We start from the raw sequence: 22191 nt of genomic DNA on the forward strand, positions 1-22191 counted from the left end.
TGAAACGGGAAAGACAACGCTTTGCGCTCGTGTTTCGCCTCATCAAAGTGCGCGAAGATGGCTGAATTTCGCGGCCTATTGACGGCGCTACGGGTAAAATGGCACATAAAAACACCCAATTCACCACCGCATCGAGATCTGGTAACCGTTACGCGGTTGCAGTGGGGCGATAAGTTCCCTCATAATGTGTCTAGTGCAGTTATCTTAGGGACAAAAGGGTGCCAAGCAGGTTCTTCAACAATCGGCTCTTGGATTTTGCAGACGCTCAGAACAGCCTGACAGCTCCCGAAGCTGCCTTTACTCTTCTTGATACCGAACTGAAAACCTTTGGTGCCAAAAGCGCGGTTTACGGCATGCTGCCAGCCCCATCCGTTCCGGGCGCAGAGCAAGTCAGCAATACGTTGAACCAGGCCCATACGTTTTTCAGCTACCCCGAAGAATACGCCGGCCATTATATGGTGGACGAATTGATCGGTGACGATCCCTTTGCCCGTTTCTGTGCCACCACCGAAGGCGGTGCCATGGGCTGGCATGACCCGCGCGCGGCCGCTTTTGCCACACAACGGTCCAAACAAGTTCTGTCCCTCGCCGCTGATTTTGGCCTGCAATATGGCATGAGCGTCCCCTTGCGGGACGGGTCTGGACAGGCTGTGGGCGGCATCGGCGTCGCGCTGGATCTGAATTCCACCCGCGAAGCTGATGACACGCTGCGGGCCTATGGTCATGATATCGAGATGGCGGCCCTGTTGTTCCATGCCAGGTTTCATGATGAGCTGAGCCCAAAGGACGTGATCAGCCTCTCCAGCCGCGAAATCGAATGTCTGAAATGGGCCGCTGCGGGGCTTTTGACCAAAGAGATCGCCTTCCGCTTGTCCCTGTCTGACAAAACCGTGGAATTTCACCTCCGCAACGCGACCAAGCGGTTGAATGCGCGCAACCGAACCCATGCGGTGGCACGGGCGCTCGTTTACGGCCTGCTTACACTATAAGCAATTCCACCAAGTCCATGCGATTCTTACTAAAACAAGAAATGCATGACACTACTCAACCAGTGATCGAAATTTATGGACAAAATGTCCCTGACGATACGCGTTTAGGTCATTTTGTCCCAAAAGTTCCGTAAACCTACAGTGAGAACTAGGGAATCCCCTAGCTAACTCCACATGCTCACGCGTGGAATATAGGGATCGACGGGATTGTCCTGTCGTTTTCCCAAGTGTCTGTACCCACACATATGCAGACAGGTCTGTGTCCAAACCCACCACAGACGGTATACACGTGGCACTCGTTCTGGTGAGTGAGATTGAGTGCCACGTGTATTCAACACCCCAGGCTTAAAAACCAGCCTGACGTTGATAACAATTTGGTTATTTCTCCACAAACGGGCAAAAATCCGCCGAAAGCGGAGGAGACCCCAATCTGATCGAGCGGGCTAAAACTGGCGGCAAACCCCGGAACAGGCTCTGCCGCCGCAGTTGAGATCAGCTGTTTCTACGCTCAATCTGAGCGCCAAGATTGCGCATCAGATCTTCGAAGATCGGGAAAGACGTGGCAATCGGGCTGCCATCATCCACAGACACGGCCTTTTGCGCGCCAAAACCCATGACCATAAAGGACATGGCAATGCGGTGATCCAGGAAGCTTTCACAGGTGGCACCACCCGGCACCCCATCAGGGCCCAGCCCCTCAACACTCCACCAGTCTTCGCCCTCGTCCACGGTCACGCCGTTGGCCCGCAAACCCCGTGCCATTGCATCTATCCGATCACTTTCCTTGACCCGCAGCTCTTTGACACCGGCCATCATCGTGGTGCCCGTGGCAAAAGAGGCCACAACCGAGAGAACCGGATATTCGTCAATCATCGAGGCCGCGCGCGCGGGCGGCACGTCGATGCCCTTCATATTCGGGGAGAATTTGGCCCGCAGATCCGCAACCGGCTCACCGCCTTCTTCGCGCTCGTTCTCATAGGTCAGATCCGCGCCCATCTCACGCAATGTGGTAAAGAGGCCCGCCCGGGTTGGGTTCAGACCAATCCCTGGCACCAGAACATCCGACCCCGGTGTCACCAAGGCGGCACAGACCGGGAAGGCGGCCGAAGACGGATCGCGCGGCACGGCAATGACCTGCGGTTTCAACTCGGGCTGCCCAGTCAGGGTGATCACGCGGCCCTCATCTGTGTCTTCCACCGTGATCTCGGCACCAAACCCGGCCAGCATCCGCTCGCTGTGGTCGCGGGTGGCTTCGCGTTCGATCACAACGGTCTGACCCGGTGCATTGAGCCCCGCCAGCAGCACCGCCGACTTCACCTGCGCCGATGGCACCGGAACCTCATACCGCACGGGGATCGGGTCTGCCGCGCCCACCAAAGTCATCGGCAAGCGCCCTCCGCTGCGCCCCACGGTCTGCGTGCCAAACAGCGCCAAAGGATCCGTCACCCGCGCCATCGGACGTTTGTTGAGCGAGGCATCCCCGGTAAAGGTCGCAGTGATCGGCTGGGTGGCCATGACCCCCATAATCAGACGCACACCAGTGCCCGAATTGCCGCAATCGATCACATTATCCGGCTCCTGAAAGCCACCAACGCCGACGCCATGCACTGTCCATTCGCCGCCGCCGTGGTCCGTGACCTCGGCCCCAAAGGCGCGCATGGCCTTGGCGGTGTCCAGCACATCTTCGCCTTCCAGCAGGCCGGTGATGCGGGTCTCACCCACAGCCAGCGCCCCCAGGATCAGCGCCCGATGCGAGATGGATTTGTCCCCGGGAACCTCAGCCACACCGGTCAGAGGGCCTGCGCGGCGAGAGGTCATCGGAATGGGCGTGCTGTGTCCGGACATGGGATCTTCCTCGTGATCTGCGTTGCCTAGGCTGTTACCGCATGACAGAGGGCGCGTCCACGGGGATGGCGTGTTCAGACAGCTATTCTTTTACTGGCCAGCAGCCCGCACCCTTACCGCCCCAAAGGACAACAGTTCGAACGAGGTCCTGCGGTACAAAGCACAGGTGTTCTCGCTCAATATTGGCGCAGCAGAGGTGTTGCGCCGCGCGATGCGCGTCGCGGTGGGGGCAGGGCCGCGCCTTCGGCGCGGCCCTGCCCGGCCCAAGGGGATGGCGGGCTTTTCCAAAGCACGCAAACCGCGCGGGAGCCGCCGGTTATGGATGCCTAGCTGCAGGAGCGAAAAAACCGAAACGCCGCCTCACCCCAACCGGCGGAAGGTCAGGTAATGCGGCCTGCGCCCCTCACGCAGCGCCTTTTGCTCGTAGCGCGTCGAGATCCAGTCACCCCAAGGTTCACGCCAATCTTCAGGACCTTCCGCCAGCCATTCAAAACCGGCCTTTGGCACCTCTTCCAGGGTCTGGCGGACGTAATCCGGAATATCCGTCGCCACCCGGAAGATTGCACCCGGTTTCAAAACCCGCGCCAAAGGCTCCAGATGTTCTTCGGTCACAAAACGGCGGCGGTGATGGCGGGCTTTGGGCCAGGGATCCGGATACAGAAGGAACGCCTTGGAAATCGACTGCATCGGCAAAACATCCATCAAATCCCGCGCATCGCCCGGATGAACCGCAATATTGCCTGTGGTCGCCGCGCGGATTTTGCCCAACAGCATCGCAACCCCATTGATATAGGGTTCCGCCCCGATGATCCCCACATCCGGATTGGATTTGGCCTGATGCACCAGATGCTCACCACCGCCAAAGCCGACCTCCAACCAGACATCACGGCCGCCAAACAGCGCCTCCAGATCCAATGGCGCGCGGTCCGGATTCACATCCCAGCCCACCGCACCTGGGCTCAAGGCCGCCAGGTCCTCGTCCAAATACCGCTGCTGCGCAGGTTTCAACTGCTTGCCTTTAATCCGACCATAGAAATTGCGCCACGGCGCACCGCTTGCGTGTTTATCCGCGGCAGAGGGCTTTTGATCGTCAGACATCACATTGGGTTCCTAGGCTGGCAAAGGAGGCATCGGGCTGCGCGCCCCTGTGCCGCATCTGATAGCTCAGGTCAAGCAAGAGGGCGACCTCAGTCACACCTTTGACCCACCGCGCGGCGATCTCATGCCGCGCCAAACACCGCCTGCCACACCCGGCTGACCTCACCCAGCGCGGGCGAAGGAAACCGTGCCAGAAAACGCAACCGATCCGCCCGCGCCACCAAAAATTGTTCTGCGCCCGCGGACTGTGGGTCTGGCAGGATCAACGCATTGGGGCGCGCGCCAATTGTGTGGCGTGGTGGCAGCTGTTCGGCCAGGGCATGCAGCACTCGCTGCGTCTCCGCTGCGCCGCCACCGTCTCGCTCCCCTTCAGCCCCGATCAACACCCAAGCCGAGCTTAGATCCGCAACACGCGTTTGAAACCGGCGCATCGGGCAGCCATGCGGGTTTTGCACGCCCGCATTTGACGGGCCAAAATGATCACGAATGGCCGCCACCGACAGGCTCTCGGCGCCGATGGGCGCTTGGGTGGCTTTTCGCTCAAACCGCAATGGTTCCTCACCACAGAGGCTCAAAAGCCGGGCGAGCCCCTCCATCAGATCGCCCTGCCAGCCACCGGTCAGGGCCAGTCCGACCAATCTGCGCTGGGACACCACCAAATGGGCAACCGCGCGCCCGGCGGCAAAGACAACGATCTGGCGCGGCAGCATAATGCCATCAACCTCGGACAGGATCTGATCCAACACAGAGCTCGCAGCACCCGAAACAGTTGGCCGCACCAAATCCATCAGGCGCTGCCGTAAATCCGCCGCCTCATTGGCTTGTCCCGAAACGGTCATCGCCGCGCCCCGCGGCGCAATACTTGCAAAGGATCGGCCCTGTGCTGTCTCAGCGCTCATCCCTCCGCCCCATCCGGAGCCACTGCCTGCAACACGTCTCGGGCCGCCGCTACAAGATCCTGCGCCGTATCCAACCTATCACAGGCCAAAAAGACCGCGTCGTCAGACTGTTCCGCCCGCAAAAACAAGCGTGTTTCCCCCGGAACCCAGGCCATCACCGGATCGCTGGCTCGCACCGGGCTGCCCAGGTTCTCGACCAGATTTTCGGCCAATTGATCCGCCAAGCGATCGGCCAGCGCATAAGCTTCGGCAGCCTGCACGCAAAGATCATCCAAAGCCTCTTGTGGTCGGGCCCCCGCCGGTTCCGCCCGCAACACCAATCGCGCACCCAGATCCCCGAACCCGGCCAAACGGCAGCCCTCAGCGCTCTGCTCCAGGGCTGTCAACGCCTCTGCCAGAGGGCCAAGCGCGCCAGATACTGGCGCAGGAGAAGAAGGGGGGCGAGTGGTCATGTCACCCTCAGCGCGGGGCCATCGGTGCACGGCCTGCCGCTGCGGTGGCGCGCCGTTCGGGGCGGGCACTGTGACGTTCACGTTTCACCCGGCGCGGCACCACACGGCCTTCGACCATGGCTTCGGGCTGGGGGCTTTCGGTCTTGCCACGATCCCGCGCCGCCTCGCGGGCCAGTTTTTCCGCCATCGTCACCTCAGGCGCGTTGGCAGAAGGCGCGGTTTTTGGATCACTCCACCGCACCAACAGTTCAATCAGGCTTTCGACAAAGGCATCCGCGCCGCTGGCCTGCCAGGCTTCGGCGTCATCTTCAGCCTCAACAGCCTGCAACAGTGAGATCGGGAAGACTGATTGGAACTTGTCTCCCGCTTCGCGCATCACCCGTTTCAGAACCCGCGCCTGATCGCGTTCGTTCTGTAACTTGTCAAAATGGGTGACCAACAGGGTCGAGGGCCCGGACAGACCCGCGCGAATGCTGTCCCAGGCCGCAGCCTCGGACTGGCGCCAGGCCTGGGTGGCATGGGTGCACCAGATCACCGCGTCCACCTCGGGCATCAGCGCCCGCCAGACCGAGGTCGGCATGTTCGGGTCCGAAATCCCCGGCATATCAATCAGATCGCACAGCTCCAGCGCCTCTGCCGGGAGGGTCAGGCGGATCAGCGCGGTGCTGTCCAGCGGCACGGTTTCAATCTCTTCCAGATCGATCGGCGTTTCCGCGCCATCGGTGCCCACAACCGTGGCCGAGGTGGGGCCATGGGTGATCCAGACAGGCGGCAGACGGGTGGCCGTCACCTTGACCGGCAGCGGTTCCAGCCCAACCAGCAGATGGGTCAGCGTGCTTTTGCCTGCGCTAAACTCCCCCATCAGCGCAAGGCGCGGCTTTCGTGCGGTGGGTTTGCTAACAGGCATGTCTACTCCAATCATCGACGCGCCGCACTCACCCGGTCGCATAGGTTTTTAACACAAGCATTGCCGCCCGGCTGGCTTTGCTCTGCGCTTCGGCGGTATGATTGTTGAACCGAGCCCGCAGATCACCGTCCTGAGCGTCAGTAATCTCCGCCAGGATATCACGCTGTTCGTCAAAAAATCCTTGCAGCCGCGCCAGAAATTCGGCGCGGGTGTCGGCAACCTGCACAGATTTCAGCTGGACCATGAAATCTTCGGTCTCTCCTTCGATTAAGCTGCGGAATTGATTAGCAAAAGCGCGATATCCCCGAGTGCGCCGCCACCAGCTGGCCCACCAGCCATCGTTGAAATCCAGCGCAATGGTCTGCCCCAAAGCCACAGGGGCGGCCACATCCGGCACCTGGGGCAAGGCCAGCTGCACGCCTTCGACCGCGCTGCCAAACCCTTGATGCAGCAATCCTGCCACATCCCGCACCGCCGCCTGATACCGCGCCTCAGCCGCCGCTTGCAGGCGGCTCGACATCACTGAATAGGCGGTGCGCAGCAACAGACGCAGACCCGCAGGATCATATTCCCAGACGCTTTGGTCGCCCCATTGCTCCAGATGTTCAATCAAGGCCCGCGTTGCACGATCTACAAAGGTCGCATGGGCCCGGTCCGCCCGCCCGCGATAGGCGGCCAGCACCTCGTCCAGCGCGCGTTCCAGCGCGTCCATATGCTGGTCGGCCAATTGCTCAAACGTCATTCGCACGGTGTTGGTGTCCAACCCGTGAACCGCATCCCCCTCGGTGCTGCCGCGCTGCGCCTGCACCCGGATGGCATGGGCCGCCTCTTGCCCGCTGGCCACGGTCAGGGCCGAGGTGGCAACCCGCGCCAGCGTCGCGCCGCCTTCGCCGACCAGGATCTGCTCCCCCAGGGTCCGATGCAGAGCCGGCAGGCCCGACAGCTGCCAGACCATATCCTGTGCCGGCCCTTTGGCGATCTGATGGGTGCCCGCTTTGACACTGGCCTCCGCCCAATTCAACAAGGCCGCCGCGCTGGCCGGTGGCAGGTTGTCCAATTGCCCCATCAGGGCCGCATTGGCCCAATAGGCGCTGCCAAACAGGATCTCGGCCTCTTGTGGTCCGTGATGATCACGCAGAGTCTCGCGGATGGCCGCCTCGATCTCGGGGACCTGTTGGGCCGGGTCCTGCAACTCATCGATCCGATTGACAAAGATCACCACCTCGCGCGCGTCCAGGCTGGCGATCATCCGGATCAAGCCAAGATCCACCGAGGTCAGCGCCTGCCCCGCCGACAAGACCACCACACACAGGCGACTGTCCCGCAGCGCCTGAATGGTGATCTGCTCGCGCATCATAAAGGTGTCATTCACCCCCGGTGTATCCCGCAGACACAGCGCATGGGGGATCATCCCGCTGTTCAGATAAAGATCCGCCGAACGGGTGATATCGGCAAACCGTCCCTGATCTGCCTGATCCGGCTCCAGATCCTCAAAATCATCGCCCAGGCAGATATAGCGTTCGATCAGGTTCTTGTCGAAATAGCCGTAATCATGGGTCTGCCCCATCAACATCTCAAACTTGCGGCCCAACCGAGCCCGCGACCGGTCCCGCATGGCTTCGATCTGTTCGCGGATCTTGTCCAGCTCGCTTTCGGCACCAGCGCGGCCTGCCATCTCTCCGATGCGGCCACCTTTGGTCAACAGGCGGTCCCATTCGCCTTCGGTCATAAACTGGAACCGGGCGCTGGTCTCAGCCCGCGCGGTATCCGGCGACAGGTGCAGCGAGGTCACAACAGACGTCCAGGGGTTCACATCGCTTGGCAAAAGATCGGACCAGCCGGCCATGGCATTGACCAGCGCGGTTTTGCCGGATTTGACCTGCCCCAGAACGGTGATGGCGGGTTCAAAACTGGTCAGCTCACCGCTCAACCGCGCCAGCGCGCGCTGCGCGGACTCCCCTGAAACCGCCGACAAACCATCCAAAGCCTTCAGGATCTGCTGACGCTGCGCCGCCAATTGCGCCAGCGGCTCCAGCCCTGCGGTCAGATTTCCAGGCGCCGCCGCAGACCGGATGTCCGCAGGTTCCGCCGCTGGTTTTGCAGGCGGCACAGAGGCCGTTTGTGGGTCGTGAATTGGATCAACCATCGTCATGAGCGTACCCCCGGTTTGGCAGGCAAGGCGGGATCTGACAGCTCTTTTTTCAGCTGCAACAACAGGGTCACCGCATCCACGGCGGCCTCTTCATCCTGTTCCAGCTGCAACAGCATCACCATCTCTTCGCCATCCTGACTGGCCTCTCTCGCGGCTTTCAACGCAGGCCCATCGCCGGGCGCATTGACCAGAACTTCGGCCATGTCACGCACGGCCAGCAGACAATGATCCAGCACTTTGGCGCTTTTGGGATCATCGCCCGCATCTGCCAGCATCGCCTCGGCCTGAGATTGCAGCTGCCCCAACGCCTGTTCCAACACCGCCGCCCCGCGGTTCTCGCTTGGGTTCGGCTGTGGGGCCGCCTCGGGAGGTTGCTGGGTGTGGGGACGGGAGTGTGAACGGGGGGCTGGATCCGGGGCCGGAACCGAAACAGGATTTTGACCGGTCGCCTGCGCCGGGTCCGGTAACGTCAACTGCCACAACAAGGCCTCGGCCTGATCCTGGGTGGCTTGGCGTCCCTGCGCCACCCGGCGGCGCAGATCCTCGGCCAGACGCTGGCCGCCACAGGCCCGCCACAGCTGGCGATCCGCGCCGGGCGCGCCGCCTTTGGCCTGCAGACCCTGTCGCGCGGCCACGGGATAAAGCCCCCAGAAGCTCTCCTCCACCACTGGGGCCAGCCGCGCCACCGTCTCGGGCAGGCTGCCACGCATGATCTGCTGGTCGGCCAAAGTCAGCACCAGAAAGCCATTGTCGCGCTTGCGCTCGGGCACCTCGGCCCACAGGGTCTGCTCATCGGTCTCAAAGGCGGGGCTGCACCACAGGATCACATCGCCATACTCCACCGCATGGCGCAACAAGGTCCGGCGCTGGTTCAGATCCCCCGCCAGCGTAATCTCGGTCAGATGCAGGGATTTCAACATGGGCAAGGGCAGCATCTGCCGCGCGCTCAGCGTGCCGGGCGGGATCTCGTAATCGCCCAGGGTTCCAGGACACAGCGCACCATCGCCATTGGCATCCTCAAACCGCACCTGGGGTTCGGCGCCATAGGCCAGCTCCACCAGCGCCAGCCGGTTGACCAGCCCAGCGACCTGAGTGCCTAGCAGCATATCAATCACCGCCGATTTGCCGCAGCCCGCGTCGCCCACCACAACCACCTGCACTGGGCGGGTCAAACGGGCCAACAGGCGCGCACCCCGCGTCGCCAGATCCGGGGCCACCCCCGGCGCAGCAAGCGCTGTGCGCAATTGCGCCTCAAGCGCGGGCGCGCCATCCGGCGCAAAATCCGGTGCGTCCTCAAAGTCAGAGCCATGGTTCGGGCCAGGGTTAGCGCCAGTGTTAGCGCCGGTCTGGGCGTGAGCGGTCTGGGTCAAAGTCTGGGTCATGGTTCGGGTCACTGAGACCTCTTGGAGAGGCTGTGGAAATGGAAATCGCCGCCCTGCTGATGGGCCGAAGCCACCAGCGTGGTCTTGCGACGACGGAAATGCGTGCGCGGCGCAGGCTGCTGGGCCGGGCGTGGACCCTGCCGCGTGACAGGCGCCATCGGTGGCAGCACCCGGATCAGGCAAAACGCCAGATTGTCCTGATCCAGACGCCCCAGCCCCGCGACCTCAGCCAGAACATGCTGGGCCATCTGCGCGGCGGGCTGGCCTGCGGCGCGGCTCAGCACCTGTTCCAACGCCGCCGTCTCCAGCGACATCACCCCATCACTGGCCGCCACAATAATGTCACCGGCCTGCAGGGTCAGCGGCGCGGGCGGGCAGTCCACCTCGGCAATCTCGCGCCCCGACAGGACCGAGGTGACGCAGGCCCGGTCCGGATGGCTGCGTGCGGTCTCTGGGTTGATACGCCCGGCCGCAACCGCCTGCGCCAGCCGGGCGGCCATGGAATGATCCGCATTCAACCGCCGCAGTGTCCCGTTGCGCCACAAAAACAACGGCGAATCCCCCACCGAGATCCAGAACAGCTTGCGCCCAACAAAAACAGGTGCCAGCAATGTGGCCCCCATGCCGTTGCGCTCCGGATTGCTGTCGACAAATTCCGCCAGACAGGCATTGGCCCCCTCTGCCGCGTCGCGCAGGATCGCGGTCACGTCCTGTTCCAGCGCTTTGGGATCGCCGCTGCGCAGTTTCAATTCGGCAAAGATCTCGGTCACCACGATCTTGCTGGCGATATCACCGCCAGCATGGCCACCCATCCCATCGGCCAGCACCGCAAACCCATGATCGCAGCCGGTCTGGAAATCGGCGACCACCGCATCCTCCTGCCGATCACGCCGCCCTTGGCTCAGCGCGGTGGCGGTATCAAACACCAGATCAGCCAAGATGCGCCCCGTTCCCTGCCTCTGTGCCAGAGGTGTCCTGCCAGGCAAAATCAGGCCCGCACAGCGGTACAAAGCGCAACGTGGTCTCTCCCACGCGGATCAGATCATTGGGTGCCAGCGCTTCGGTGCTCAGAACCGGACGCCCATTGCGTCGCACCAGATTGGCCTTGCCACCGTGACCGATGAAAAACCCCTGCTGTTCCGGGTCAAAGGCAATGGCCGCATGTTGATCTCGCGAAATGCTGCTGTCGCCAAAGTCCAGCCGGATGGTCTGCCCTTCGCCACGCCCCAGGGTGCTGACGCCCGCAAACAGGGTAAAACCCGCGCCACGGCCGGGCCCTTCGACCACCACCAGCCAGCCGACCGGGAACTGGGTCACACCGCCGTCACCCTGGCTGCCGGTCTGACCAAAGGGGTCGCCTGCCTCCATATCGCTCTCAAAGCCCAACAGACGTGTTTTCACCCGCCCGGCCCGGCCCACCGACAGGCCCAGATCCGCCTCGCCCAAGTCCAGTCCGGCTGCGGCGGCGGTTTCTGCAAATGCAGGCTCTGGGAAGGCCGCGCCCAGCTCGGGGCCAGACGCCGCGCGCGGGCCTGCGACCACAGGTGTTTCTGCCACAGGTGTTTGAACGGGCACTGTCGCGGGAACGTCCACAGGTGTTTGAGACCGCGAGATGGGCGCAACATCAGCTGGTGCCGGATCCGTGACCAGCTTTTCCAGATCCGGCACCATTGCCTGTCCCGATGCCTCGCCCAGGTCTGGTTCGCCATCCAGATCGTGGTCCTGTGCAAAGGGCGTGTGGCCTTGGGACGGGGCATCTTGAATTGGGTCTTGGTCTTTCAGCATGTCTGCCACCGCGCCCGCGAACTCTTCCACCGCTTCGGGCTCCGTAGGGGCGGCTGTGTCTTCTGTCGCCTGTCCCACATGCAGGAACTCATCCTCATCCAGATCCAACAGCCGGGTGTGGGCGCTCTGAGCGGCGTCGGTGTCTGGCAGGGCTGCGGTGTCTTGCGCCTGATTTGCAGCTTCGGCGGCGGCTTCCAGTTGCAACATTTTGGTCCGGTTGCGGCGGGTGAAAATCCGGTAAGGGCGCTCTAACCCGTCCGGCTCGTCCCCCTCTTGCCGGTCACCTGCGGATTTAATCTGCGGCGATGGAGGCGCTGGCTCAGCAGCGGATACATTACTCAACGCTTGGCTCTGCTGGGCCAGAAACGCCTCCAGCGCATCGCTGGTGGGGGTGACCGCCGCCGGGCGTGCCGGTTTTTCCGGCGCAGCAACCCGCGCGGCGGCCTCCAGCTTCAATGGAGCCGACTTCAATGGGGCCGGCGCTGCCTGTTCCTGCGTGCGCACCTCAGGCTGTTGTTGACTGCGGCTTTCCGCCAGGATCGCTGTCAACATATCACCCGGAGGGGCCTGCGGCGGAGACTCCACAGCCGTCAAACCCGGATCCAACGGCCCCTGTTCACGTTTTTCGCCGATGATGTCTTTGATGAACTTCATGTTGTCTTCCCGTTCATTGTCACTTTGTTCAGCCGTGGCTCACCACCACCCCAGATCCGGGCCACACGGTCCACCCAACCGGAGTCGCGGTTGCGTGGCAGCGGGGTGTCAGCCTGGGTTTTGGGTGGCGTATTCACAGGCTTTGCCGCGGGTTCCGGCGTACGTGCACGTGCCGTCGGCACCTGACCACGCGCCTGTTGATCCTGCGCCTCCAACCAGCGGTCCACATCGCCGATGGGTTCGCCAAACAGATCCACCATCTGCGTCGGTTTCTTGGGCTTTGGCGCCTCTTCGACCTTGGGCCCACGCCGCGCGGAACGTTGTTCCAACGCACGATTGGTCGAGGCAACCAGATCCGAGATCACCGCCGCAACGGGCTCCGCGGCGGGCATATCCGGGGCGTTTTCCTCGGGCACCAGCGTCGGGGCGGCCTGTGCAGACGTGTCACCCGCGACCTCTTCGCGGACCTCAGGTTCCGGCAGGCACTCCGCCCATTCCCCCGCGGATTGAAACCGCATCCCCGGCAAGATCGACATCGCCTTGTCAATCGCGCGTAAAAAAGCGGGATCAAAGGGCCAATCCCCCTCTTCCAACAGCGGGCAGGGATCGTCAAAACCCGCTGTCACCGCTTTGAGACGCGCCTGCGCATGGGCGGGCGGCTGGCCGGTGACCAGAAAGTGAAACGTCGCCCCCAACGCATACAGATCGCTGGAAAACCGCTGCGGCATATCGGGCTGATAAAACTCATGCGGAGAATAGCCATCCTTGACCGACAGCATCGCCCCCAGCGCCGTATCCGCATCCCCATGGGTGCCCCCGGCCGAGCCAAAATCAATCAGCGTCAGGTGATCCTTGGCATCAATCAGAAAATTATCCGGAGAGATGTCGCGGTGCAAAATCCCCTTGGCATGCAGAACCGACAGCGCCTGCAGGGATTGCTCCATCAGCCAGGTCATCAAAGACTGGTCCAGCCGTCCGGGATCGCGCTCACGCAGGGTGACCAGATCACACCCCGACACGTAGTCCATCGCGATATAGGCGGTGCCGTTTTCTTTGAACACCTGATGCACCGCGACAATATTGTCATGCTGGGCGCGAGCCAGCCACTGCGCCTCACGCAGGAAATGGCGCAGCACATTCTTGAAGGATTTCGCCCGATACGGCGAATGCGTGGCCACTTTGGCCCCTTCACGGGTGCAGAACCCAGCCGGAAAACACTCTTTGATCACCATCTGCCGATCCAGACTGTCACGCGCCAGATAGGTGATGCCAAACCCTCCCGCCATCAGCTCCCGCTCGATCCGGTATTGGCCCTGCAACAGGCTATGCCCAAAGGGCAGCGCCTGCGCGTCTTGGGGCGCGGCGGTGATCTCGGGCTGAGCAGGCGTGGAACACGGTTGAGGCTGCACGGGGTCTTTATCCTTGGCGATGGAGTGAGCGGGACGGCGATTTTGCGCCACGTCGCACCACCAATTCAGACAGTGCGGAAACTGCCTTTAAGGCTCATCAAGACCCGTGGCGGGAATGTGTCAGGCTTGCGGCAAATGCGGCAAGCCCGCCCAAAAGACGCCACAATTCGCGGTAAACGCATTGTAAACAAGGCGTTTATGCAAGCTTAACTTTATCAGTGAAGTTTTGGTAAAATTGCAGGAATTCAGGGATTTAAGGGAGAATCCCACAATTTTGGCCGCAAAACCTGCGTGGCGCTGCCCCAGGGCCATTTCCGACGGGTGGTTCGCATCGATGATTCTGCATATAGAACACCGCCCGGACAGTCTGCCTCAACCAGCGGGCAAGGGTTTTACACCGGCGTTGACCGATCAGTTACAGGGCGCAAATCCGGCAGAGTGAGACGGAACTCATTGCCAAAGCCTGCCACTTCGCAGGCAGCTACCCGCAGGGTGCCCCCCATCTGACGTGTGATCTCCAAAGCCACCGCAAGGCCAAGGCCAGCCCCGTCGACCCGATGCGGCAGATGGTCTTCGACGCGGGCAAACCGTTCAAAAACCCGGTCGCGGTCGCCATAGGCAATCACCGGCCCGCTGTCCCGCACCAGCACTTCCAATCCGTTGTTACACCCGTCGTCCTGCAAAGCCTTATCTTCCAAAGAGCGTAACAGGATCGCCACCTGCGCTCCCTTGGCCCCGCTGAGGCCTGAAAACTTCACCGCATTGTCAAGCAAACATTCCACCACGCGCGTTACACATTGGCGGTCCAGCCAGTATGCCGCCGCCAGCCTGGGATCCTGTTCAACCAGGACACGGATGTCCGGCCTTTCTGTGGCGCCTTGTGCATCGACCAGAAGCTGTGCATGATTTTTCCAGCTCTGCACCAATGGCTCCAGTTCGCTCACAGATACCAGCGGAGTGAAATCGTCACTGTCCAGACGGGAGAGATCCAGAATATTGTTCAGTTGCGAGACCATAGCATAGGCCGCATGCTGACCCAGTTTTGCTTGTCCCCGTGGCTTGTTGGGAAGGCTCTCATCCTCAGAGATCAGCTGAAACAAACCCCGAATGGATTTGAGCGATGGTTGAACATCTTGCCCAACATTGGCCAGAAACTGATTGCGCATCTGCTCGGCGCGGCGCGCTGAAATCTGTGCGGCGTCACGTTTTTCGATCTCTTGGTTCAGCTGCTGAACGTAACCCTCGACCCGGGTTTCAAAGCTGCGTATGGCCTGCACAATCTGATCCAGAACATCCGGATGCCGCGGCGGTTCCCGATCCAATCGCAGCCGCACCGCAGGCTCTTCGGGCTGCGCGCCCGAGGCAAACTTTGCCACTTTACGCAGATGCCGGATCACCATGTGGTGGACTAAAACCAACATCAAGACCGCACCCAAATAGGCTTTGACCACGTTGGAAATCAGCACTGTCCAGAACTGGATCCAAACCCGCGCATTCACCGTCTCAAACGACAGCTGGGCGGTCAGCCTGCCCACAGGCACCCGTTTCCCGTCACTGCCTACTGCCGTCAGCTTGAAGCTGCCCAAGTTATCCGCACCCGCAATCGGTTCCCCGCGCTCCCACCGGTGGCCCGTGGGGGACACCAGCGAAAGATGGCTCACTTCGCTTTGCGCCATTAACCCGTCCAGAATGATATCAACCTGGTCAAAATCAAATTCCCACAACGCCTGTTCCAACTGGCGCTGCATAAGGCGTTCAACCCGTTCAAACACATTTAAGACGTCGGCTTTCTGACGTGTGTAACTAGAGTAGACCTGAATTCCGGTGGCCAAAAAGGACAAGACCGAGCTGATCAACAAAGAGGCCAAGACCAATCGAAGGCTCAGATAATCCGGCACCACAGCGCGCAAACGGTTCCGCAGCATCGGCCGCAAGCGACGAAACTGGCGACGACCGAACCGTTGCCCCGGCGCATTCACCTCGCGTGCCACTGATCTCTCAGTCGGCCAATCCCCGCCCGTAGAACCCATCAATTCCACCGCCAAACTGGCTGTGGATCAATGGTCAACACCGTTGAAAAACACTGGCGCATCCCTGTTTCTGCCAACGGCTTATTTGTCATGACCAATGCACCATTTAACCGCGTAAACTTCAAAACAGAAAGCAGCGAACGACTGCGCAAAACTCAAACAACATGTCTCGCATTCGACCGACCGCCAAATTGCGATGGCCAAATTGCTACTTAGCAGCTGTTAAATTTCGGTATTTTGCGCTCGAAGAACTCTCCGAATCTCCCCGGCGCACTTTATATCTCAGGCATCAAAAAAAAACCGCAAAAAAATTCACGACCATAGTATATCGACGAAACACCGCAGCATAAAATTTGACCCATTGGTAAAATAGAGCTTTTTTTGCAACGAAGTTACCCAATTTCTTTTTATACAGGCGCTAGACCTTAAACCACCGGAACAGAAACGAAATTTTTGAAAAACCGCATCTTGTCAAGGTAGGCATTGCGCCCTTACCTATGCAGCCATGCGCACCGTTTCTTCCCCACTGCCCGACCTCATTGGCCCTATTCTCTTTCTGGACAGCATTGCGCCGGATGGCGACGCGATGCAGCTGGCAGCATTGTTTATTCAGAAGGTCGACGCCAATCTGCCACCGCTGACCGTAAACGGCGCGCTCTGCCCATTTGAAGAGATCGCCGAATACGACACGCACAAGGTTCAGGTGGCGCGGTTTGCGCTGCCTGCCGATGGCAGCGGCCAATATCACTGGAACGAGACTGAATACCCGGTCGCGGGACCGCTGGACCGGGATATGCAGATTGCGTTTGTCTCGTGTAATGGCGAGGAACACGGCGATTTGCACCGCGCGCCCGAGGAGCGCAACGCCATGTGGGCGCGCCTGTCGGATCAACATCGCGACCGCCCCTTTACATTGTTGCTGCATGGCGGTGATCAGGTCTATGCGGATGAGGCAACCCACGGCCACCCCTTGTCCGAGGACTGGCCGGACACCCTGCCCAAGGATCCTGCGCGCGCGGATCTGGACAGTCTGTATCACCACCTGCGACACAAGTTCTTTGAACGCTACGCGCATCTTTATGCCGCCACCGACTTCGCCTGGATCGCGGCGCGGGTGCCGTCGCTGATGCAGTGGGATGACCATGATATCTGTGATGGCTGGGGATCCCTACAACGGTCGCGCACCTACTCGCCAGTGGGGCAGACGCTGTTCACCGTAGCGCGCGAAGCCTATTTGACCTTTCAGGCCGCCACGCGTGAGGGGGCTTTGCCCGAACGGTTTGCCGATCCACGCGGCCATCATCTGGGCTGGCAGATCCAGACCCAAGGGTTGCGCATTCTGGCTCCGGACCTGCGAGGCCAGCGCACCCGCCGCGATGTGATGGGGCCATCGGGCTGGGCGATGATGGAAGCTGCCGCAACGGCCGCCTTTTCGGGACGCACGCTGTTGATGTCCAGCGTGCCTTTGTTGGGGCCGCGCCTGTCGATCCTTGAAGCCCTGCTGGTCGCGGTGCCTTCGATGCAGAAATATGAAGACGACCTGCGCGACCAATGGCAAAGCCGCGCCCATCGCGACAGCTGGCGGCGGATGCTGAAACTGGTGCTGCGCATGGGCGAGGCACCGGATCAGGATCTGACGGTGCTGTCCGGCGAGATCCACCTGGCCACCCGCGCCACATTGGATCTGACAGATGGCGGCGTCTTGCACCAGCTGGTGGCATCCGGCATTGCCCACCGTGCCCCGCCGGCGGCCTGGGCCCGCATCCTGGGCGCGCTGTCCTGGCTGGGCGAAGACCCGTTGCCAGAACACCCCGTCCGCATTCGCCGCATTCCCGGACAATCCTATCGCTATGTGGCGGAACGCAATTACCTGGTGTTGGAACGACAAGGTGTGGATTGGTCCGCACAGTGGGACATCGAATCTTCTGGCCGCTCCCCGGCGCTAGACCTTTAAATTTGCGGGAAAAGACCAGGTAATTTCCCCTGGCAAATTTTTCGGCCTGTGCGGTGACCACCCTGCAGAACCGGGAATCCGCGGCCTTTGGACCAAATGGTTAACAAATTCTTGATATTTTCACGTTCGTCATCTTTCTGTCATGGCTTGCGTTGCATCTCCGCTGGGAAATTTTCTTTTCCCTTTTCCGACAGTGGAGAAACGTATGTCCTTTGGTCGATTTGGCTTTTTTGGCCTGCAATTTCAGATTGGCAACAACCGCGACAACGTGCTGACCGGCACAGATCGCTCGGATATTGCCATCGGTCGCGGCGGCAATGACCAGTTTTTTGGAGGTCGTGGCAACGACTTCTTCTTTGGTCAGCGCGGCTTTGACACCTCAATCTACACCGGCAGCATCAACGATTACAAAATCGTTCAGCGCAGCGCCATCTTTGGCAACGGTGCGGTTTATGTGACATCCATCAACGATGATGTTGCCGATGCAGGTCGTGACCGTCTGGTTGGCGTCGAAGCGCTGCATTTCCAGGCGGACGACTACACCCTGTTCCTTGACGGCACCAACAACGCAGTTCTGGCCGGCGATGACGCGGTGGACGCTGGCGAAAACGGTGTCAGCTTTGCAGCGTCTGATCTGTTGGCCAACGACCAGGAATTTGACGGCGACGCCATTTCTGTGACCGGCGTTGACGCCACCTCAGCGGCGGGCGCCAGCGTGTCCTTGTCCGGCGGCGTCGTGACCTACACGCCCGGCACCCTGTTTGACAGCCTGCAAGCGGGTGAAACCGCAACCGACACCTTCACCTATACCGTTGACGACGGCAAAGGCGGCACCGACACCGCAACCGTGACCGTGACCATCCACGGTGAAAACGACGCGCCTCGCTTGGAACTGCCCGAGACCCTCACAGTGCTGGAAAACACCACCACTGTTGCAATCGTCTCTGCCACGGACGTGGACAGCTCGGATCTGACCTATGCGATCTCCGGCACGGACGCCGCGCTGTTTGACATCGACGAAGACACCGGTGAGCTGACGTTCCGTGCAGCCCCCGATTTCGAAGCGCCTGACGATCAGGACACCAACAACAGCTATGAGATCACCGTCACCGTATCGGATGAAGACGGCGGCGAAACCAGCCAAGACGTCTCCGTCGAGGTTCAGGACGTTGTTGAAATCCCACCGGTCACCGCCCGCATCAACGAGATCCACTATGACAACGCCGGCACCGATGCAGGCGAATTTGTTGAGATCCGCGTCAACGCAGGCGACGATATCTCGCAAGTGACAGTCGAGCTGTACAATGGCTCCAACGGTGCAACCTATGCCACAACCGCGCTGGCAGATCTGGTGATGACCACCGATGGCACCTTTGACTACTACGTCTGGAACCGCCCAACCAATGGCATCCAGAACGGCGCTCCGGATGGCCTGGCGCTGTCCAACGGCGGCGAAGTGATCGAGTTCCTGTCTTACGAAGGCACTCTGACAGCCACCAATGGCACCGCAGCGGGTCAGACCTCAACAGACATCGGCGTATCTGAAACCAGCGGCACCGAAGTTGGCCACTCTCTGCAGCGTGAGCTGGACGGCACCTGGCGCGCCGAGGCTGAGACCAACACAGCCGGTGCGGCCAATGTTGCAGCCCCGATCGCCATCACCGATCTGCGCATCAACGAGATCCACTATGACAACGCTGGCAGCGACGAAGGCGAATTTGTCGAGATCCGCGTCAACGCAGGCGCGGATGTGTCGGGCGTCACGCTGGAACTGCTGAACGGCTCTTCCTCTCAGCGCCGCGTCTACGCCACCTTCGATCTGGCTGAGGCAACTGTCTCAAGCGACGACACTTTTGACTATTATGTTGTTGCAACCCCCGGCATCCAGAACGGCAGCCCGGATGGTCTGGCCCTGGGTCTGGATGGCGCGCTGGTTGAGTTCCTGTCGTATGAGGGCACATTCACGGCGGTTGACGGTCTGGCCGCAGGCGAAACCTCAACCGACATCGGCGTTGCCGAAAACAGCGGCACCGAGATCGGCCAGTCCCTGCAACGCGGTGCAGATGACGCATGGTTTGAACCCTTCAGCAACACCGCAGGCGAAGCCAACATCAGCGGCAACGCAGCGGTCACCGATCTGCGCATCAATGAATTCCACTATGACAATGACGGTGGCGACGTTGGTGAATTTGTCGAGATCCGCGTCAACGCAGGTGCGGATGTCTCGGGCCTTGCGCTGGAGCTGGTAAACGGCAACGGCGGCGGCGTTTATGACGACTTCACCGTTTCGGACTTCAATGTCACCACCGATGGCGAGTTCGATTACTATGTTGTCAATCTGCCCGCCAATGGCATCCAGAACGGTCCGGACGGCCTGGTTCTGGGTCTGGACGGCGAAGTGGTCGAATTCATCTCTTACGAAGGTGAGATCACCGCAACCCAAGGCTTGGCCGCTGGTCAGACCTCAACCGACATCGGCGTGGCAGAAAGCTCCTCGACCGAGATCGGCCAGTCCCTGCAGCGTGACGCAGACGGCGTGTTCCAAGCGCCCGCCAATGACACCATGGGTGGCGCAAACGACGCTGACGGTGGTGACGGTGGTGACGGTGGTGATGGTGGTGATGGTGGCGACCTGCCAGACATCCAGCTGATCAGCGAGATCCAGGGCAGCGGCGCGGAAAGCGCCTTTGTGGGCGCGCAAACCCGCGTCTCGGCCGTTGTGACCCGCATCGAAAGCAATGGTTTCTGGCTGCAAGAAGAAGACAGCGACGCCGATGCGGATGCGCTGACCTCCGAAGGCATCTTTGTCTTTACCGGTGGCGGCTTTGCCGTGGCGCTGGGGGATCTGGTGGAAGTCACCGGCACCGTTGACGAGTTCTTTGGCCTGACCCAGATCGACACTGTGACCAACGTCAACGTTGTGAACGCAAATGCGCCAACCCCAACCGCGGCGCAAATCATTCTGGACCCAGAAACCGCGCAGAACTTTGAAGCCATCGAAGGCATGCTGGTCTCTGTTAGCTCGGGTACCGTTGATCCGCTGACCGTGATCACCAACTTTAACCTGGATCGCTTTGGCCAGATCGAAATCAGCGCCGGTGTGCAATACCAGCCAACCCAGCTGTTTGACGCACAAACCCAAGCTGAAGAAATCGAAGATCTGCGGGTGGCCAATGAAAACGCGCGCCTGCTGCTGGATGACGGGTCCAACCAGCAAAACCCGGATGAATACGCCTATCTGCCGGGTGGCCCTGGCGACAATGGCAACGGTATCCTGGATGCCGGTGACTTCTTTGGCGAAGACGGCTCTACCCTGCGTCTGGGTTCCGAACTGACCGCCCCGGTCGAAGGTGTCCTGACCTTCTCCTTTGGCAACTATCAGGTCAATGTCAGCGAGCAGCTGCAAATTGACGAAGCCACCAACTCTGGCGCACGCGAAGCCGCGCCGGCGGATGTGGGCGGAGACATTCAGGTCGCCTCCATCAACGTGCTGAACTACTTCACCACTCTGGATCAGGGCGGCAACGGCACCGGCCCCAGCGGCACGCTGGACCCGCGCGGTGCAGACAACGCCGAAGAGCTGGTCCGCCAGACCGACGCTTTGGTCGAGATGTTCCAGGGCACCGGCGCCGAAGCCTTTGCGATCCAAGAGATCGAAAACAACGGCTTTGGTGAAGACAGCGCAATTGCCACCCTGGTGGATGAGCTGAACAGCGCCGAAGGCTCCATCGGAACCTATGGTTTTGCCAACCCAACCGAAGGTCTGGACAGCGAATTCCTGGGCACCGACGCCATCACCACCGGCATCATCTATGACACCGCAAAACTGCGTCTGGTCCACAGCGAGTTCATCGTGTTCGAGGAAGCCTCAGCCGCAACCACCTTTGCGCTGGCAGAGCCTCTGAACGCGGTTGCATCCTCCGATGACCAGCTGGGTGACTTCCAACGCAACCGCCCGTCTGTTGCCGCCACCTTTGAAGACATCGAGAGCGGTAAGACCTTCACCCTCGTCTCCTCGCACTTCAAATCCAAAGGCGACAGCAACCTGCAGGATGTTGTGGATGACGCACAGGCTGCGCTGGACGGTGGCAGCACCGCCATCACCCAGGCACAGATCGACGCGCTGATCGCAGATCCGAACTTTGATCAAGGCGACGGTCAGGGCTTCTGGAACCAGGTCCGTGCCGATGCGGCAGCTGAACTGGCCGACTGGCTGGAGAACGACTACAACGGCGGCGGTACCACCAACTACCTGCTGCTGGGCGATCTGAATGCCTATGCGCAGGAAGATCCGGTTCAAACCTTGACCGATGACGCTGGTCTCACCGATCTGATCGATACGTTCATCGGTCAGGACGAAGCCTACAGCTTTGTCTTTGACGGTCAGCGCGGCGCATTGGATCACGGTCTGGCAGATGATGCGCTGGCCAGCCTGGTGACCGGTGCAACCGAATGGCACATCAACGCAGATGAGCCTGACCTGTTGAACTATGACACCTCGTTCAAGAACCCAGGCTTCTTTGCCGGTGGCCCCTTCGCCGCATCCGACCATGATCCGCTGATCATCGGTCTGGATCTGGATGGCCCTGACGCAATCGTCTAAGCGACGCCCGCCATACCGGGTGACCCCGGACG

At 60.8% G+C, this 22191-nt stretch carries 14 protein-coding genes; 3 read left to right on the forward strand and 11 right to left on the reverse strand.

All coding sequences use genetic code 11. The features are described 5' to 3' along the window. The first annotated feature begins 218 nt into the window (after positions 1–218). A complete protein-coding gene (locus GFB49_RS11140; RefSeq protein WP_194269320.1) occupies positions 219–989 on the forward strand; it encodes a LuxR C-terminal-related transcriptional regulator in 771 nt (256 codons plus the stop codon). Positions 990–1481: 492 nt separating this feature from the next. Here the strand turns inward: GFB49_RS11140 and aroA are convergent, their stop codons facing one another. The 11 genes from aroA to GFB49_RS21410 all read right to left on the reverse strand — a co-directional run bounded on the left by aroA (position 1482) and on the right by GFB49_RS21410 (position 15563). Further along, a complete protein-coding gene (gene aroA, locus GFB49_RS11145) occupies positions 1482–2834 on the reverse strand; it encodes a 3-phosphoshikimate 1-carboxyvinyltransferase (RefSeq protein WP_153215954.1) in 1353 nt (450 codons plus the stop codon). Between the two features lie 360 nt (positions 2835–3194). After that, positions 3195–3932, reverse strand: coding sequence for a tRNA (guanine(46)-N(7))-methyltransferase TrmB (gene trmB / locus GFB49_RS11150; protein WP_153215955.1), 738 nt, complete (start codon positions 3930–3932; stop codon positions 3195–3197). Between the two features lie 122 nt (positions 3933–4054). Beyond that, complete coding sequence (locus GFB49_RS11155; RefSeq protein ID WP_153215956.1) at positions 4055–4831, reverse strand: hypothetical protein; 777 nt, start codon at positions 4829–4831, stop codon at positions 4055–4057. After that, the gene (locus GFB49_RS11160; protein WP_153215957.1) at positions 4828–5283 is read right to left on the reverse strand and encodes a hypothetical protein; all 456 of its coding nucleotides are present in this window, start codon (positions 5281–5283) and stop codon (positions 4828–4830) included. Before GFB49_RS11160 ends, GFB49_RS11155 begins: the two co-directional genes overlap by 4 nt. A gap of 7 nt (positions 5284–5290) precedes the next feature. After that, on the reverse strand, positions 5291–6190 hold the full coding sequence (locus tag GFB49_RS11165; RefSeq protein WP_246149684.1) for a dynamin family protein: 900 nt from the start codon (positions 6188–6190) through the stop codon (positions 5291–5293). Positions 6191–6218: 28 nt separating this feature from the next. Next, the gene (locus GFB49_RS11170) at positions 6219–8342 is read right to left on the reverse strand and encodes a dynamin family protein (RefSeq protein WP_246149685.1); all 2124 of its coding nucleotides are present in this window, start codon (positions 8340–8342) and stop codon (positions 6219–6221) included. Beyond that, positions 8339–9724 carry a hypothetical protein gene (locus GFB49_RS11175; RefSeq protein ID WP_153215959.1) on the reverse strand — a complete coding sequence of 462 codons (1386 nt, stop codon included), beginning with the start codon at positions 9722–9724 and terminating at the stop codon, positions 8339–8341. The genes GFB49_RS11170 and GFB49_RS11175 overlap by 4 nt, the downstream gene beginning before the upstream one ends. Before the next feature lie 8 nt (positions 9725–9732). Next, positions 9733–10662, reverse strand: coding sequence for a PP2C family protein-serine/threonine phosphatase (locus GFB49_RS11180; protein ID WP_194269321.1), 930 nt, complete (start codon positions 10660–10662; stop codon positions 9733–9735). Continuing rightward, a complete protein-coding gene (locus GFB49_RS21245; protein ID WP_246149686.1) occupies positions 10655–12163 on the reverse strand; it encodes an FHA domain-containing protein in 1509 nt (502 codons plus the stop codon). Before GFB49_RS21245 ends, GFB49_RS11180 begins: the two co-directional genes overlap by 8 nt. After that, entirely contained in the window at positions 12160–13572 is a 1413-nt protein-coding gene (locus GFB49_RS11190; protein WP_343032547.1) for a serine/threonine protein kinase, read from the reverse strand. Before GFB49_RS11190 ends, GFB49_RS21245 begins: the two co-directional genes overlap by 4 nt. A gap of 392 nt (positions 13573–13964) precedes the next feature. After that, on the reverse strand, positions 13965–15563 hold the full coding sequence (locus GFB49_RS21410; RefSeq protein ID WP_194269322.1) for an ATP-binding protein: 1599 nt from the start codon (positions 15561–15563) through the stop codon (positions 13965–13967). A gap of 544 nt (positions 15564–16107) precedes the next feature. On the opposite strand from GFB49_RS21410, the gene GFB49_RS11200 reads away from it, so the two are divergent. Both GFB49_RS11200 and GFB49_RS11205 read left to right on the forward strand, forming a co-directional pair. Then, positions 16108–17556, forward strand: a complete 1449-nt coding sequence (locus GFB49_RS11200) for an alkaline phosphatase D family protein (RefSeq protein ID WP_153215962.1) — start codon at positions 16108–16110, stop codon at positions 17554–17556. A 205-nt stretch (positions 17557–17761) separates the two neighbouring features. Beyond that, on the forward strand, positions 17762–22159 hold the full coding sequence (locus GFB49_RS11205) for an ExeM/NucH family extracellular endonuclease (RefSeq protein ID WP_194269323.1): 4398 nt from the start codon (positions 17762–17764) through the stop codon (positions 22157–22159). Positions 22160–22191 lie beyond the last annotated feature (32 nt).

This window comes from Tritonibacter litoralis (assembly GCF_009496005.1).
GTDB classification, from domain to species: domain Bacteria; phylum Pseudomonadota; class Alphaproteobacteria; order Rhodobacterales; family Rhodobacteraceae; genus Epibacterium; species Epibacterium litoralis.

Bases quoted from the DNA above. Each gene is read 5' to 3' on its own strand.
- GFB49_RS11205 (WP_194269323.1), top strand. From the start codon at position 17,762: ATGTCCTTTGGTCGATTTGGCTTTTTTGGCCTGCAATTTCAGATTGGC.
- GFB49_RS11200 (WP_153215962.1), top strand. From the start codon at position 16,108: ATGCGCACCGTTTCTTCCCCACTGCCCGACCTCATTGGCCCTATTCTC.
- GFB49_RS21245 (WP_246149686.1), bottom strand. From the start codon at position 12,163: ATGAAGTTCATCAAAGACATCATCGGCGAAAAACGTGAACAGGGGCCG.
- GFB49_RS11165 (WP_246149684.1), bottom strand. From the start codon at position 6,190: ATGCCTGTTAGCAAACCCACCGCACGAAAGCCGCGCCTTGCGCTGATG.
- GFB49_RS11155 (WP_153215956.1), bottom strand. From the start codon at position 4,831: ATGAGCGCTGAGACAGCACAGGGCCGATCCTTTGCAAGTATTGCGCCG.
- aroA (WP_153215954.1), bottom strand. From the start codon at position 2,834: ATGTCCGGACACAGCACGCCCATTCCGATGACCTCTCGCCGCGCAGGC.
- GFB49_RS11170 (WP_246149685.1), bottom strand. From the start codon at position 8,342: ATGACGATGGTTGATCCAATTCACGACCCACAAACGGCCTCTGTGCCG.
- trmB (WP_153215955.1), bottom strand. From the start codon at position 3,932: ATGTCTGACGATCAAAAGCCCTCTGCCGCGGATAAACACGCAAGCGGT.
- GFB49_RS11175 (WP_153215959.1), bottom strand. From the start codon at position 9,724: ATGACCCAGACTTTGACCCAGACCGCTCACGCCCAGACCGGCGCTAAC.
- GFB49_RS11160 (WP_153215957.1), bottom strand. From the start codon at position 5,283: ATGACCACTCGCCCCCCTTCTTCTCCTGCGCCAGTATCTGGCGCGCTT.